Raw genomic sequence first — 15,758 nt, 5'->3', positions numbered from 1 at the left:
CCGCTTCGCCGTTTCATAGTTCGTGATACGTGTCGTAATTGCTCGAGAAGTCGTTACGCTGCAGAAAATTGGTGAAGGTCATCGTCACCGACGCGTCGAGCCCTTCGACGTAATGCCACCAGCCGATCGGCAGAAACAGTAATTCGCCCGGCGCGAGCGTGCATTCGATCAACTGCGCGTTGCGCATCGACGGGAACCGCGCGTAATCGATCGCGCTGCCGTCCACGTGCGAAAAACAATGCAGGTAGTTCGCCATATGCGGCGTATCGGACAACGGAACCAGCTTGATATGTTTGCGGCCGATCACCTGCGCCATGAAGTTATTAGTCAGATCATGGTGAAACGGCGTCCTGGTGCCCGCCGGTCCGAACCAGAAGAATCCGGTATCGGGCGAACCGGCATCGAGATATTCGCGGATGATCGGCACATCTGACCATAACGCGGCCAGTGCCGCGCGATTGTGCGAAGTGTTATTGGCCGTCATATAGAAATCGTTGGTCGAGCCGCTGCGCTCGACGAGATCGACATAATCGGCAAAGCGCATCATCCGCTTGAGCTTGGGCTGATTGATTTCATAGTTCGCATCCGACTCGCGGCCGAACTGCACTTCGACTTCGCAATCGCCGCAACGCGAGCGAAAGTAATCGAAATTCCATTGAGTACGCGCCGGCCAGAAATCGAAAGCACCGGTGATGATGACCGGCCGGTTCTGAAAGTAGTACTGCTCAAAGAATTCATCGCGCGTTAGACGTTCGCGCCGTTCGACCGTATCGCCGTAGGCACGCAAACGATTCAACGTGCCGTGCACCGACAACATCCAGTCGCGCTTACGCAAACGATTGCGCAGGCGCCCAGCACCCTGCAGATAGGGACTCGCGAGCGCGGCTTCGATTTCGCGCGCAGCTTCGGCCGCGTCGAAACCATGCCCGACCAGCGCGCCGTGCACCGCGGGCGGCGGGGCATCGAGCAGCAGATTCTCGGCAATCCAGCGGCGCCAGCCGTCATCGATCGAACGGTTCACGGAGCTCACGTCGTTCTCCCAAGCGGTATTCGTCAGACCGTCAGCGTCGCATGCGTCCGACCAAAAGAAAAGGCACGCGGGCCATGCGGCGCGCGTGCCTTCTAACCACTTGAGCGGCGACAAACAAAGTTGTCGCCGGACACGCAGTTTTACATCTTCACTACGTCGAGCAGGGTCTTCTTGCCCGACTTGTAGTTGTACAGCGAGATCACGCCGTGTTGAAGGTCGCCCTTCGAATCGAACGTGGTTTCACCGATCACACCCTTGTAGTCCGTGCTCGGCATCGATGCCAGGATCTTCGCCGGATCGGTCGAGTTCGAACGCTTCATTGCGTCGACGACGATGTACACAGCGTCATACGTGAACGGAGCGTAGATCTGGATCGGCTGACCGAAACGCTTCTGATACTTGGCGAGGAACGCTGCGCCGCCAGCCATCTTTTCGAGCGCCATACCGGCTTCCGAGCAGACGATGTTGTCGGTTGCGTCGCCTGCCAGATCCGCCAGCTTGTCGGTACAGACGCCGTCGCCTGCCAGCACCTTCGCGCGCAGGCCGAGCTGCTTGGCTTGCTTGGCGAACGGGCCGCCGGTGGCGTCCATGCCGCCGTACATGATCGCGTCCGGGTTTTCGCCCTTGATCTTCGTCAGAATTGCGCGGAAGTCGACAGCCTTGTCGTTGGTCGCGTCATGCGACATCACGTTCAGGCCCAGCGACTTGGCGGTTTTTTCGAATTCGTTGGCGAGACCTTGACCGTAAGCGGTCGAGTCGTCGACGATCGCGACGCTCTTCACTTTCAGAGTCTTGGAAGCGTAGTTCGCGAGTGCCGGACCTTGTTGGGCGTCGGTCGCCACAACGCGGTACGTCGTCTTGAAGCCCTGTTGCGTGTAAGCCGGGTTCGTTGCCGACGGCGAGATCTGCACGATGCCTGCATCGCTATAGATCTTCGAAGCCGGAATCGACGTGCCCGAATTCAAGTGACCGACCACGGCGACGACCTTATCGTCGACCAGCTTCTGGGCGACTTGAGTTGCCGTACGCGGGTCAGCTGCGTCGTCTTGTGCGTCGAGTTGCAGCGTGACTTTCTGGCCGCCGATCGTCAGGCCCTTGGCGTTGATTTCCTCAACCGCCAGACGCGCGCCGTTTTCGTTGTCCTTACCCAGGTGAGCGATACCGCCAGTCAGCGGTGCCACGTGACCGATCTTGACAACCGTGTCGGCCGCGGCCGTTGTTGCCAACGTTGCGAACAGCACCGCCGCAGCGCTGATCGGCAACAGCTTTTGAATCTTGATGTTCATGTAAGTCTCCAGTTTCGGTCCCAAAAACAACGTAATCGCCCTGTGCCCCCGCTTCCCCTACACGTGTCGCTCAGTCCCGTGGACGACCACGCCGGTTGCATCGTTCATGCACTTGGCCAGCACGTCCGCCAACCTGTTTGTGGCAGGCGGCAAACCGTACTTGCGCGCAAGTGTAGGCTATCAAATTAAATTGTGGGACTTTTTTGAGGAAGTGGGATGAACACTAATAGCGTTTATCCAACAAGCGCCGGTTCCGCTTCGACAGACAGGCTGGAAAGCACCAGCCCATGCGGGTTTCCGCTATGTGCGGCGGTCCTCTGACTGGACGGCCTAAAGGTTTTAGCGGGTTAAACCGTTAATGGTCCGAATAGGCTTTGTGCGTAAAAAAACAGGCGCATCGCGGGCAGGCGCAAGCGGCGTACGAACCGCGTACGACCTGTGCGCGAACCACGCCTGAACCGCGCTGAATCAGCGTTTGAGCGCAGCGATCCGCGCCGCCGCCGCAAGCCATTCCCGATCGAGTTGCTCGACCAGTTCGGCGGCGCCCAGACCTTCGCGGCGCTTGCGGCCAAGGGGTGCACCCTGGCCCGACCAGAGCGACAGATAGTCCGCGTTTTCCGCACGGCTCGCAGTTTGACGCAGCTCCTGTGTTAAAGCGTTTTGCATCGGATACGGCGCGATCTTTTGCGCTGATTCGGTCAAGTGCTGCATCAGCGGATTGCGTATGCCGCGCGCATGACGGCCGGTGATGGCGCGCGTCACGCTAGTCGCGGTGTCGGGCATCGAGCGCACGCGGGTTTTCCATACCTGCGGTATCGCGCTCTCCTGACAGGTGAGGAACGCCGTGCCCATCATCGCGGCTTGCGCGCCGAGCGCCAGCGCCGCGACGATGCCACGTCCATCCATGATGCCTCCGGCTGCCAGCACTGGCAGACCCGTTGCATCGACGAGTTGCGGCACGAGCGCCATCGTGCCGACCAGTGCTTCTTCGAACGAACCGATGAAGGTGCCGCGATGCGCGCCCGCTTCGGCGCCTTGTGCGGCGATGGCGTCGGCACCCGCGTCGCGCCAGGCCAAACCTTCGGCGACATGCGTCGCTGTGCCTATTACATATAGACCGTTTGCGTGCAGACGGGTGACATCGTCTTCAGAGAGCAGTCCGAACGTGAAGCTCGCCACCGGCACGCGCAATTCGATCAGCGTTTCCAGTTGCGCGCGGAAGTCCGGCGCGTAACGTTCGAGCGGCTGGCCCGGCGGCAAACCGAGATCCGCGCGCAATGGATCGATCGCTTCGAGCGCGCGACGTACGGTCGCATCGTCCGGCGCGACCGGCTCCAGCACAAACAGATTGACGCCGAACGGACGATCGGTCAGCAAGCGAATCGCCGCGACTTCGCTCGCGATCTTCTCCGGCGCCAATGCTGCGCCGGCGAGAAAGCCAAGTCCGCCGGCATTCGACACGGCCGCGACCATCGCGGGCGTGGTCGCGCCGCCGGCCATCGGCGCCTGCACGACCGGAACCCGCAGCTCGAAACGTTCGGCAAACGGCGTCACAAAACTGACTTCACTCATGATCGATTCCTTTTGCAACAAGGCGCTCGCGCCATGCGCAAGCAGATACTCTGGACTGTACCCAGCCGCGCACCGCGCGGAACAATGAATAATCGAGAATGTTTCAATCGTCTTACGAGATTGTTGCTGTGCCTTGCTCGCTGTCAGCCCCCGCGCGGCCTCGCTGCACGCCCTTTCTTTTGATGGCAAACTGACCGCCCGCTTCAGGCACTCGGGCCTTTGGCATTCATTCAGACCGGCCTCGCGCATCGATGCGCAGGTAAATGGAGAGCGACATGAGCACGACTTCCCGATGGATCGATATCCCCGCCGGCAACGACAGCTTCGGCGGCTATCTGGCGCTGCCCAAAAGCGGCAAGGGACCAGCGGTCATCATCATTCAGGAAATCTTCGGCGTGAACAGCCACATCCGCTCGGTCGCGGATCAGTATGCGCAAGACGGCTACATCGCACTCGCGCCGGACATTTTCTGGCGCACGCAGCCGCGCGTCGAACTGACCTATGAGGGCGCCGACCGCAACAAGGGCATCGAGCTGATGCAAAAGACCAATGTCGATCTTGCGGTCGCCGATATTGGCGCGGCCGCCGCGGCGCTGCGCGCGATGCCGGAAGTGACCGGCAAGATTGCCGCGATCGGCTTCTGCTTCGGCGGCCAGCTCGCCTATCTGGCGGCAGCGCAAGGCTCGCTCGACGGCGCGGTCGCCTACTACGGCGGCGGCATCCAGAACAAGCTCGAGCAGGCCGCGAAGATCAAAGTACCGATGCAATTCCACTACGGCGAACTCGACGCACATATTCCACTGTCGGCAGTCGGCCAGATTCAGGAGCGCTTCGCGGGCCGCACGGATGCGGAATTCAACATCTATCCGAACGCCGATCACGGCTTCAACTGCTCGGACCGCGCGTCTTATAACCAGCGTGCGGCAGCGCTGGCGCACGGCCGCACGCTGACCTTCCTCGGTGAGCGCCTGTAACTCGCGCCTGTATCTCGCGCCTGTATCTCGGTTACTCTCTCCAAAAGACGGCGCGCATCCGCCGCGCCGTCTTCTCCAATGCGCGTGCATGAACTGGACGCGGCGGCACGTCCGGCGCTGCGGTTCATCACGCATCGATGCAACCGGCAGATTCCAACACCCGATAGCGAGGGCTCATCCGTCGTGCAATCAGACTATCTCGCCTATGACGCCATCGGCCTCGCCGAACTGGTTCGAACCCGCAAAGCAAGCGCGCGTGAATTGCTGGATATCGCGATCTCACGTACCGAGGCCGTCAATCCCGCGATCAATGCGATTGTCCTGAAGGACTACGATGCAGCGCGTCAACGCGCATCGCGTGACGACGCGAACAGAGCGAATGGCGTGGATCGTGCGGATGGCGCGATCACGCAGGGCGCGCTGGCGGGCGTGCCTTATCTGATCAAGGATCTGGGCGCAGCGGTCGCCGGGCTGCGCATGTCGATGGGCAGCCGTCACTATCGCCACTTCATTCCCGCCGAGGACGCACCGGTTGTAGCGCTCGCCAAAGCGGCCGGGCTCAACATCTTCGCCAAGACCAGCACGTCCGAACTCGGCCAGATGCCTTATACGGAGCCCGAACTGTTCGGCGCGTGCCGCAATCCGTGGAATCTCGACCACACGCCGGGCGGCTCCAGCGGCGGCGCGGCGGCGGCGGTCGCCGCGGGCATCGTGCCGCTCGCGCATGCGTCCGACGGCGGCGGTTCGATCCGCATTCCCGCCTCGTGCTGCGGACTGTTCGGCCTCAAGCCGTCACGCGGACGTGTGCCGCGCGCCACGCCGACAGCCGCCGTCGGTGAACTCGGCATCGATCACGCGGTATCGCGCAGCGTGCGCGACAGCGCGTTGCTGCTCGATCTGCTGAGCGGTAACGCGGACCGGCCGGCCGGCGCACCGGGCACTTTCCTGAGCGCTGCGCGTGAGCCATGCAAGCCGCTGAACATCGCGTACGTCACCGAACCGATGCTCGCGCCGTCGTTATCCGCCGACGCGCGCGCCGCACTCGATGACGCCGCGCAACTCGCGAGTTCGCTGGGTCATAACATCGAACCGGTCTCGCTGGGCGTCGATTTCGCGGCAGTCCGGCATGCATTCCTGACGATCTGGTCCGTGACCGCCGAGGACCTGGTGCTGAACGCCGATCGCACCACCGGCCGCAAACCTCAGCGCACAGACTTCGAAATTTCGACGTGGGCGATGGCGCACGTCGGCCGCAAGCTGGGCGAACGCGGATTGCCTGCCGCGCTCGAAGAACAGCGTCGCATCACCGAACGGCTCACCGGCTTGCTGAGCCGTTACGACGTGATTCTGTGCGCGACGCTCGCCGCCCCGCCGATCAAGATCGGCGAAATGCAGCCCACCTCCGCGGAGCGCATGCAGATGCGCGCCGTTACCGCGATGCCGCTCGAACCTCTGATGAAGAAGTTGCTCACCGAAGCGTCGAACAAAGCGTTCGCGTGGGCCGGCTGCACGGAGGTGTTCAATCTCAGCGGCCAGCCGGCGATGTCGATGCCGCTTTACTGGAATGCGCGCGGATTGCCGGTCGGCGTGCAGTTCGCCGCGCGTGACGGCGGCGAAGCAATACTGTTGCGCCTTGCCGCGCAACTCGAAGCCGCGCGGCCATGGTTCGACAAGCGACCGCCGTTGATGCAGGCGCGCAGCTAGCGAAGCCGGCCGTTCAGGCGTGCCCTCGGGAAGGTGCTCAGGCCGCAGGTGAAGCAGCCTCGGGAAACAACTTGAGAACGGCATGAGAAGCAGCCGCTGAAGGATCCGCTCAAGCAGGCTTGCTGCGCGCGTCGAGATCCGCGTGGCGCTTGCCGGGGATGCAGGCTACCGCGACGATCGACAGCGCCAGTCCGCCCATCACGTAGTAAGTCGGTGCGAGCGGTGACCCGGTCGTGTTGATGAGCCACGTCACGACGAATGGCCCGAAGCCGCCGAACAGCATCACCGCGAAGTTGTACGCAAGCGATAAGCCAATGGAGCGCACATTCGCCGGAAACAGTTCGGCGATCAACGCACCGAACGGACCATAGTAGCCGGACAGCGTGATCGACAGAAGCGCCTGCACGAGAATCAGTTTCGACACGGTCGGCTCCGCCGCCAGCCACGTGAACAGCGGATAGATGATCACGAGCGTCAGCACCAGCGACCACAGCGAAAGCCCCTTGCGTCCGATCCTGTCCGACCACGCGCCGGTCAGCGGCGAGAGTACGGTCAGCAGGAGGTTGCCGACGATCACCGCGTAAAAGGATTGCGCGTAGGGCAGCTTCAGTTGCTTGACCGCGAAGGTCGGCAGATAGCTGATCAGCACGTAGATCGTCACAGTGAGGGCGATCACCGCGCCGAGTCCGCAGAGGATCTCGCGGCTGTGGCTGCTGAGCACTTCGCCGAGCGTCGCGCGGCGCGCGGTTTTTTGCGCATGCAGAAAGGCTTCCGAATCGGCGAGATGCCGACGGATATAAAACCCGATCGGCCCGATGATCAAGCCGAGAATGAACGGTACGCGCCAGCCCCAGGATTTCAGCGCTTCTGGCGACAAGCCGTGTGTGATCAGAGCGCCTACCACTGCGCCGAGCAGCAGCGCCGCCGCCTGGCTCGCCATCTGCCAGCTGCCGTAAAAGCCGCGTTTCGAGAACGGCGCGGCTTCGATCAGCAACGCTGTCGAACTGCCGAATTCGCCGCCGGCGGAAAAGCCTTGCAGCAACCGCCCGAGCACGATCATCAACGGTGCGCCGATGCCGATGGCCGAGTACGGCGGCGCAATGGCCAGCAGCAGAATGCCGAGCGTCATCAGCGCGATGACGAGCGACAGCGCCGCTTTGCGTCCCGCGCGATCCGCATAGAGTCCGAGTACGATGCCGCCGACCGGCCGCATGAAGAACGCGACGCCGAAGGTCGCGGTGGTGAGCAGCAACGATGAATAATCGTTGCCCGCCGGGAAGAACAACTGGGCGATCACCACCGTCATGAAACCGAACACGGTGAAGTCGTACCACTCGAGCGCATTGCCGATCACGGCCGCCGCGACGGCCCGCGTATTGAGGCTCCTTGACGCTGGTGCCATTCGAATCTCCAGCCTGCGAAAAGTGTCCCGTGGTGCGTCGCGTGTGCACGATCTTGCGTGCCCTTGCGTGACCTTGCGAGAAAACAGCGCCCGCCTCAGCAATCGCATTGGAGTGTAAAGAGCGCGCAAGCTGTTTTCAAGCAGCAAAAAGGCGTCTGACGCGGGTTACGGCAGACGCCTCGTTGATCGAACTGCAATCCGGCGCCGTCATGTTGCGGCGCATTTGCCGCGCCGCTGAACGTGTGCGCGGCGTGGACGCTATCAGGCCTTCTTGTTATATGCGCTGCACCAACCCGTACGCGCGACCTGCTTGCCCGGGAACATCGGGCAGCCGGCATAGGCGTCGGTCGGCTTGCCCTGGTAGAAGCTGCAGTTGCCGCAGTCCTGGCCGGCCGCGTACTTCGCGAACTTGGCCTTGTCGACCTTGGTGGCGTCGGCCTTGTAACCGAGCGCCTGTGCGGTCGGATCGTTTTCGGCGACCTTCGGTGCGTCGGCGAAAGCCTGGCGCGACAGTGCGAAGCTGGATGCAACACCGATGCTGGTGATCAAAAACGTACGACGGGAAGATTTCATGGGGACTCACTCCATTTATATTGAACTGATCGCCGTTCTGATGACAGCGGTACTCAAGGATAGCAATGAAGCCGTCGCTCGTGACGGCCCAAATGATAGAGATAAGCGAATTGGTACTGCGCCGCGCCCGACTGTCGGGCGCGGCGCGCGGAATGCAGATGCCTGACGAGAACGCCGGGTGAAAACGCTGGGCGAAACCTGCTTTGCGAAACCCTATTAGGCGCGGCCGCTCAGTTCGCAGACGCGCTGCGCAATCGCAAGCGACGCCGTCAACCCCGGCGACTCGATGCCGAACAGATTGACGAGTCCGCGCACACCATGCGCGGCCGGACCTTGAATCACGAAGTCGGCGGCCGGTTCACCCGGGCCGGACAGCTTCGGACGGATCCCCGCATAGGCCGGCTGCAGCGCATCGTCAGGGAGCGCCGGCCAGTACGCGCGGATCGCCGCATAGAAGGATTCCGCGCGGTGCGGATCGACGTCGTAATTGATCGTATCGACCCATTCGACGTCGGGACCGAAACGCGCCTGCCCGCCAAGGTCGATCGTCAGATGCACGCCCAGGCCGGCTTCGTTAGGCATCGGATAGATCAGGCGGCTGAACGGTGCACGGCCTGAGATGCTGAAGTAATTCCCGCGCGCGAGATAGAGCGGCGGCACATGGCGCGCGTCGAGCCCGCGAATCTTGCGGGCCAGCGCATTCGCGTACAAACCGGCGCTGTTGATGACACAGGCGGCGCTGATGGTGGTCGGCGCACCGCCGCCCACTTTGAGAATGAAGCGGCCATTGCTCGCCTCGATCGCTTCGACCGGTGCATGGAATGCGCACACCGCGCCGTCGCGTTCGGCATCGCCCTGAATCGCCAGCATCAGTTGGTGACTATCGACGATGCCGGTCTGCGGCGAAAACACCGCCTCGACACATTCGAGCGCCGGTTCGAGCGCCTGCGCCTGGTCGCCGCTGATCCGCATCAGGTCGAGCACACCGTTCTCGCGGCCCTTCGCCATGATGCTTTCGAGCTGCGGAATCTGATTGCGCGAGGTCGCGACCAGCAGCTTGCCGCACCGGGAATGCGGCACATTGCGCTCGGCGCAGTAGTCGTACAGCAGCTCGCGGCCGCGCACGCATAACGCCGCCTTCAGTGAGCCGCGCGGATAATAGATCCCCGCGTGAATCACCTCGCTATTGCGCGAGCTGGTGCCCACGCCGATCGCTTCGGCCGCTTCCAGCACGATCACTTCACGCCCGCGCGCCGCCAGTGCACGCGCCACGGCGAGGCCGATCACGCCCGCGCCGATCACTACACATTCGATTTGATCCATGTCCCTTGACGCGGCTAACTCCACCGCGCGCTGCCTCGTTCACCCGATAAAGATGAAGACGGGATGCGGCTATCGAGTGCCGCACGCCGCTCGCTGTCGAACGCACCTGCCCACACCTCAAAATTGTACGACGCTGTACAGACACAAATGCCCGCAGTCGGAGACAACTGCGGGCATTCGGTCTTGAGCGGATCTTGAATGAGTGGGCCGGACAGAATCAGTGTACGCCGTCCACGGTTGCCGCGCTCGATTCTTCATGCGAGCGATGGGCTCGCCGCGCGGCTCGCGCTGAGTTCTGCATGCTGACGCCTTGACGCGACGCGTCCACCACGTCGGTTCTGGCTTGTGCGCGGACATCATCTCGTTATTAGCAACAATTGCCGCGACATTCACCCTATTTCAAGTATGGATTCCGTGAATTGAGATAGTAAAAAGCCGCCAGAAGGCGGCTTGGAGAGGTAAAACAGGCCCAAAAACGTCAAAAACCGATCGGTTTTCGACGATTTCCGTAGTCAAGCCGAATGTCGCCGGCGCCAATCCGATCGCGCCCGGCGATGCGCGCCGCGCCGAAGCCATTGAGAATCGCGCGCCGCATTTCGCGCGGCGATGCCTGCTTTAGTACGTCGAGCGCGCCGTCGCCCAGTTCGGCGGGAAAACGCAGGCCCCAAGCGTGCGCCGAGCGGATCTCGTCGTAAATCGACTGCGCGATGCGGCGTGCGCCTTCGTGATCGGGCGGCGGAATCTCATATACGTTCATGCGGTTCAGGATCGGTTCGGGAATCGAGCGCTCGTCATTCGCGGTCGCGATCCAGATCACATGGCCTGCATTGATCGGAATCTCGGCGAATTCGTCGATGAAAGTCTGCGCCGTGTCGTGCTCGAGCAGCGCATAGAGCGCGCCGAGCGGATCGTATTGCGAATCGCCCGTGGCCTTGTCGATTTCGTCGACGGCGATCACGGGGTTCGCATAGCTGCCGTTCACCAGCGCTTCGAACACCTTGCCCGGCTTCGCGTTCTTCCATTGCGACGAAGCGCCCGACAGAATCCACCCCGCCGTCAGCGAACTCATCGCCACGTATTGATAGGCGGTGCCGAGGAGGCGCGACAACTGCTTCGCAAAATGCGTCTTGCCGATGCCGGGATCGCCGAGCAGCAGGATCGGCATCAGTTCGAGCCGGTCTTCGGTCTCGAGACACAAGGCGACCTGCTTGCGGATATCGTCGAGCGGTTCGGAGAAGTTGGGCAGCGCGTCGATCAGATCGTCGATCGAGGGCATCCGGTTCGGTTTGACGCAAAAGCGCAGGTTGCCGGTTTTCAGCATCTTTTCGTATGTGGCACGCAGCGCCTCGTTCGCGCCTTCGCCGAGGTCGTTCAGCGCGGTTTCGACCTGATCGAGGTCGTACACCTGACTGAAAGACGCCACCGCGATTTCCTGTTTGACCATAGCTGTTGTCATCGCTCACCCCGCCTGGCTGGTCTTGCTGCAGCGGCCCCCTGTTGGGCGCCGTTTCAAGATCAGTGTAACGAGGCCATATTCGCGTGCAAGCCAGCAGTCGTGCGGCTCTGCTGCTAACAACGGCTCGTTATTCGCAATTCACGACCCCAGCTGAAATTCACTATTGCCGAACCCGGCCCCCTTTGAAGTGTCAGAAAAGTGTTGCGGCCATCAGGCGTAAGATGGCCGTCTGACCACTTGGGCGGACGCCGTCCCGGACGCAGTGCCCCGGAGAATTTTTCTATGTGGAAAACCAGTATCGCGGCCGTGCTGCTCGGCACTTCGTTGCTTGCATATGCGCAACAACGGCCGGCACAGCAGGTCGTGCAATGGCAGTTGCAGGTGATGCGCGACGGCCAGCAGATCGACGCATTCGACGGCACCACGACCGTCGGCCAGGCGCGCACCGACACGCATCACAAGATCGTGCAGCACAATGTCGGTTGCAAAGACCAGCCCGCCGGCAGCCTCGATCTGGCACGCACACTGACGGTCTCGCCGCTGCGAGCCGATACGAACGAGATCACGCTGTCGATCGAAGCGCAGGAAACCTTTGAGGAAAACACCCCGCAACAAACCGACACCGGTTGCAAACTGCCGCCGCAACCGCGTCAGGTGAGCGCGAGCCATCCAGGTCTGAAGGTGCCGGCCGGCCAGTGGACCAGTTGGACGATCGTCGACAAGAACCCGAACCTGGCCTACCGCGTGCGTGCGAGCCTCGCGACTAGCGCAAATTGAAGCTGAAGCGGATCACTGCAGCGAATAACTGAAGCCCCCAATCAGAACACGTGGACAACGCGGCATGCGAAACCCCGAAGAATTGATCCGCGAGAGCGTAGCGCCCAAGGATTTCATTGCGGTGAGCTGGAACCTGCATAAAGGCCGCACACCGCTCGGCTTTCAGGCCTGGCAGGCGATGCAGCGCTGGGTTCAGTCGACCCACGCCGACGCGTACTTTTTGCAGGAAGCGATGGCGCGACGGATGCCGTCGCCGGTGCTCTCGCCCGGCTTCGGCGCGCTTCACACCGCCGATCCGTTGAGCGACGTCTGGCACTGCCAGGCCACCGAGATTGCGCGCGCGCTGGAACTGGAAATCGCGCTTGGGCCGAATGTCTTCAAGCCGTCGTGGCGGCATGGCAATGCGATTCTGTCGCCGCATCCGCTCGATCTCGGCGGACGCTGGGATATTTCCGCGCATCGCTTCGAAAAGCGCGGCTTGCTGGTGGCGCGTGCGACCTTCGGCGGTCACTCGGTCACGCTGCTGTGCGCGCATCTGGCGCTCACGCGCTCGGCGCGTTTGCGGCAGATGAACTGGATCGCCCACTGGATCGCGAAGGAAGCGCCCGAAGGTCCGCTGGTTCTCGCCGGCGACTTCAACGACTGGCGCAACGATTCGGTACCGCTATTCCGCGAGCATGGCTTGCAGGAAGTGGCGACGCTGCTCGGCGAAGCGGGCCGCACATTTCCGGCCTTCTCACCGGCGCTCGCGCTCGACAAGATGTTTGTGCGCGGCATGCAGCCAATCGAATGGATCCAGCCGACCCAGGAAACGGCGTGGCTGTCGGATCACTTGCCGTATATGGCTCGCTTGCGGGTCGAATGAGTTGCGAGGGCGGCGCTGCCGCCTTTTTAAAAATCGCCGCGCTCGCGCCGCGCATCTCGCCTTTCCATCCAGATCTCCTCGCCTTTTTCGCCGATTTCACCCGGGTTTGCCAGTTTCGTCAGCAGGGTCAATGCTGCAACGCACGGCGGGTTTCGGTATGATCTTGAAAATGTTGCCCGCGCGGCGCGCCTATCCGGCGCATGCCGGACAGCCGATGGCAGCCGCCCTGCGCGGCTTTCGCCCATCGCCGTACTCTCGCCGAAGCGCGGCTGCACCCACGCCAATGTACTTCGCGGCGCCCGACTGTATCGACAGCCGGCGCTGACGCTTCGAGGTCCGGTAACCCGCTTTACCACGTTTATCGCGCTCAACTATCGCGCCGCAGCCCTTATGCAGCGGGCGCGGTAAAATAGCAGATTGCGCGTGATTCCCGACCACGGGTTAACGCAGCATCGCCCTTGCCGTGCCGGCCGGCTAAAACGACTGGCCGCCTTTGTTTTCGCACTATCCAAGAAGCCATGAGCAACCTGAATCCACAAACCGTCCTGAGCGTCCATCACTGGACCGATACGCTTTTCAGCTTCACCTGCACGCGCGATCCGTCGTTCCGTTTTGAAAACGGGCAGTTCACGATGGTGGGCCTCGAAGTCGAAGGCAAGCCGCTGATCCGCGCCTACAGCCTCGCGAGTGCGAACTATGAAGAGCACCTCGAATTCCTGAGCATCAAGGTGCAGGACGGCCCGCTCACGTCGCGTTTGCAGCATCTGAAGGTCGGCGACGAAGTGCTGATCGGCAAGAAGCCGGTCGGCACGCTGATGGCCGACAACCTGCTGCCGGGCAAGACGCTGTGGCTGCTGTCCACCGGCACGGGCCTGGCGCCGTTCATGTCGATCATCAAGGATCCGGACATTTACGACCGTTACGAGCGCGTGATCCTGACCCACACCTGCCGTTTCGTCGACGAACTGGCGTACAAGGAATACATCACGGATCACCTGCCGGCTCACGAACATCTGGGAGAACTGGTGCAGGAAAAGCTGCTGTACTACCCGACCGTCACGCGTGAAGCGTTCCAGAACCGTGGCCGCATCACTGAACTGATCGAAACCGAAAAGCTGTTCGCCGACCTCGGCGTGCCGGGCTTCTCGCTCGAAAGCGACCGCGTGATGCTGTGCGGCAGCCCGCACATGCTGCGCGACACGCGCGAACTGCTGGACAAGCTTGGCTTCCAGGAAGGCAGCAACAATTCGCCGGGTCACTACGTGGTCGAAAAGGCGTTTGTGGGCTAAGCGTCGCTTGACCGGCAGCTCGTGCTGCGCAAGTATCGGAAAGGAGCCTTCGGGCTCCTTTTTTATTGCGTCAGACGTCAAAACTGCCGAAAACCGGCCCGGGAAAAGCGTGGCGGACCGATGTGCCGGCGCTTCGCCACGCATGGCGGCAACGTTGCGCGGCGCCTGAATAGCGGCCCGAGCCACGTGTGTTGCGTGGTTACAAATGCCACCCTGCGTTTTGACATTTGACGTCAGTATTATTCCTACAAGTACGACGCCGCAGTACATCAACCATTGCGTGAAATATAAGCGCTAACCCTTGGTGTACCTGCACTTTATCTTTTTTTGAGATATCATCGCGGCGCACGATCGGTCGTTTTGACATGCCGTCGCAGTACGATCCGTTTGTTACCGAATGTAAATTTCGTTACGCCGCGCTGTCGCGATTTGTCCGTCGCGCCATGCGCGTCGCGGACATTTCTGGAGGCCAGAGACTCGCATGCGTTCTTTCGTCTTCGCGCCGCCGACGCGCACCCGCTTCGCCGTCCACACCGCTTCCTGAGCAGGAAAGTCATGGATACGTCGACTGTCGTCCCGTTCAGCGCGCACATTCCGCCCTCTCTGGTCCGTGATGGATTCGTTGTGCCCGCAGCGGGTGCCTCCGCGGCCGAGGTCACGGCCCGGCACACCGCTTCGGCATCCGGTTCGACGCCCGCGTCGCTGCGCCGCCGCGGTGCGCAGCAGTCCGCGCCGCAATCCGCCGCCGAGCGCGAACTTGCGCGGTTGCATGCCCGCGTGCGCGAACTGTCGGCTGAGCTCGTGCAGGCGCAGGAAGCGGCCTGCCGCCACGTGGCGCGCGAACTGCACGACGGCGTGGGCGCTGAACTGACCGCCACGCGCTTTGCGCTCGCCGGCGTCGAAACCTGGCTACCCGCCGACGCGCCGCCGCAATGCGCCGCCGCGCTCGAAGTCGCGAACCGTTCGCTCGACGCTGTCTGCATCGCGAGCCGTCAGGCCGTGGCGGAGCTGCATGTGCCGTCGCTGGATGTGGGCATCGTCGGTGCGCTGGCGCAATGGACCGGCGACTTCGCCACGCGCACTCAACTGCGCACGAGTTTCCTCTGCGCCTCAGACGTGCGGCTCACACGCCTGCCCGCCGACGCGGCGCTTGCCGTGTTCCGGGTCGCCCAGGAAGCGCTGAACAATATCGCCAAACACGCGCGCGCCGAAGCCGCCGACGTGCGGCTCGAAACCAGCCGCCGTCATCTGACGCTGATCGTCAGCGACGACGGCATCGGCCTGACGCGCAACGCCCGCAGCCGTCGCGGCCATTTCGGCCTGAGCAGCATGCGGGCACGCTGCGCCGCCTTCGACGGCACACTGCGCGTCGGCGCCCGGAGCACTGGTGCCCGCCGCGGCGAGAGCGGCAATGAAATGCGCGGTACGACTGTGTATGCACGCTTTGCGTGGGATGCGATCCTGGCGAGCGCGCCGGACACTGAACGCCGCGCGCTTCAATCGTGAG

The 15,758-nt window shown here is 62.4% G+C and carries 14 protein-coding genes; 6 read left to right on the top strand and 8 right to left on the bottom strand.

What is annotated here, in order from left to right:
- Positions 1-13: 13 nt before the first annotated feature.
- The 3 genes from AC3WOG_RS00935 to AC3WOG_RS00925 form a co-directional block, all read right to left on the bottom strand.
- Positions 14-1,030, bottom strand: coding sequence for a cupin-like domain-containing protein (locus AC3WOG_RS00935; protein ID WP_492576215.1), 1,017 nt, complete (start codon positions 1,028-1,030; stop codon positions 14-16).
- A gap of 140 nt (positions 1,031-1,170) precedes the next feature.
- Positions 1,171-2,316, bottom strand: coding sequence for a branched-chain amino acid ABC transporter substrate-binding protein (locus tag AC3WOG_RS00930; protein ID WP_492576214.1), 1,146 nt, complete (start codon positions 2,314-2,316; stop codon positions 1,171-1,173).
- Positions 2,317-2,784: 468 nt separating this feature from the next.
- On the bottom strand, positions 2,785-3,888 hold the full coding sequence (locus AC3WOG_RS00925) for an NAD(P)H-dependent flavin oxidoreductase (RefSeq protein ID WP_492576213.1): 1,104 nt from the start codon (positions 3,886-3,888) through the stop codon (positions 2,785-2,787).
- 275 nt (positions 3,889-4,163) lie between these two features.
- Between AC3WOG_RS00925 and AC3WOG_RS00920 the strand changes: the two genes are divergently transcribed.
- Together AC3WOG_RS00920 and AC3WOG_RS00915 are read left to right on the top strand one after the other, a co-directional pair.
- Complete coding sequence (locus AC3WOG_RS00920) at positions 4,164-4,862, top strand: dienelactone hydrolase family protein (RefSeq protein ID WP_492576212.1); 699 nt, start codon at positions 4,164-4,166, stop codon at positions 4,860-4,862.
- Between the two features lie 183 nt (positions 4,863-5,045).
- A complete protein-coding gene (locus AC3WOG_RS00915) occupies positions 5,046-6,566 on the top strand; it encodes an amidase (protein WP_492579682.1) in 1,521 nt (506 codons plus the stop codon).
- 109 nt (positions 6,567-6,675) lie between these two features.
- Here AC3WOG_RS00915 and AC3WOG_RS00910 read toward each other — a convergent pair whose 3' ends face one another.
- The 4 genes from AC3WOG_RS00910 to AC3WOG_RS00895 form a co-directional block, all read right to left on the bottom strand.
- Positions 6,676-7,968 (bottom strand): MFS transporter, encoded by a 1,293-nt coding sequence (locus AC3WOG_RS00910; RefSeq protein ID WP_492576210.1) that lies wholly within the window; start codon positions 7,966-7,968, stop codon positions 6,676-6,678.
- A 261-nt stretch (positions 7,969-8,229) separates the two neighbouring features.
- A complete protein-coding gene (locus AC3WOG_RS00905; protein ID WP_492576208.1) occupies positions 8,230-8,541 on the bottom strand; it encodes a high-potential iron-sulfur protein in 312 nt (103 codons plus the stop codon).
- 216 nt (positions 8,542-8,757) lie between these two features.
- Positions 8,758-9,864 (bottom strand): NAD(P)/FAD-dependent oxidoreductase, encoded by a 1,107-nt coding sequence (locus AC3WOG_RS00900; RefSeq protein WP_492576207.1) that lies wholly within the window; start codon positions 9,862-9,864, stop codon positions 8,758-8,760.
- A 478-nt stretch (positions 9,865-10,342) separates the two neighbouring features.
- On the bottom strand, positions 10,343-11,320 hold the full coding sequence (locus tag AC3WOG_RS00895; RefSeq protein WP_492576206.1) for an AAA family ATPase: 978 nt from the start codon (positions 11,318-11,320) through the stop codon (positions 10,343-10,345).
- Between the two features lie 282 nt (positions 11,321-11,602).
- Here AC3WOG_RS00895 and AC3WOG_RS00890 point away from each other — a divergent pair, with 282 nt between their 5' ends.
- Both AC3WOG_RS00890 and AC3WOG_RS00885 read left to right on the top strand, forming a co-directional pair.
- Positions 11,603-12,097 (top strand): hypothetical protein, encoded by a 495-nt coding sequence (locus AC3WOG_RS00890; protein WP_492576205.1) that lies wholly within the window; start codon positions 11,603-11,605, stop codon positions 12,095-12,097.
- Positions 12,098-12,161: 64 nt separating this feature from the next.
- Complete coding sequence (locus tag AC3WOG_RS00885; protein ID WP_492576204.1) at positions 12,162-12,962, top strand: endonuclease/exonuclease/phosphatase family protein; 801 nt, start codon at positions 12,162-12,164, stop codon at positions 12,960-12,962.
- Positions 12,963-12,988: 26 nt separating this feature from the next.
- Here AC3WOG_RS00885 and AC3WOG_RS00880 read toward each other — a convergent pair whose 3' ends face one another.
- Positions 12,989-13,207, bottom strand: a complete 219-nt coding sequence (locus tag AC3WOG_RS00880; RefSeq protein WP_492576203.1) for a hypothetical protein — start codon at positions 13,205-13,207, stop codon at positions 12,989-12,991.
- 273 nt (positions 13,208-13,480) lie between these two features.
- Here AC3WOG_RS00880 and AC3WOG_RS00875 point away from each other — a divergent pair, with 273 nt between their 5' ends.
- Entirely contained in the window at positions 13,481-14,251 is a 771-nt protein-coding gene (locus tag AC3WOG_RS00875) for a ferredoxin--NADP reductase (protein ID WP_492576202.1), read from the top strand.
- Between the two features lie 555 nt (positions 14,252-14,806).
- Positions 14,807-15,757 (top strand): sensor histidine kinase, encoded by a 951-nt coding sequence (locus tag AC3WOG_RS00870; protein WP_492576201.1) that lies wholly within the window; start codon positions 14,807-14,809, stop codon positions 15,755-15,757.
- Position 15,758 lies beyond the last annotated feature (1 nt).

Source organism: Paraburkholderia sp. FW306-02-B, from assembly GCF_058782725.1.
Note: the sequence above shows the minus strand (reverse complement) of the source record. Positions and strands in the feature narration are given on the sequence as shown.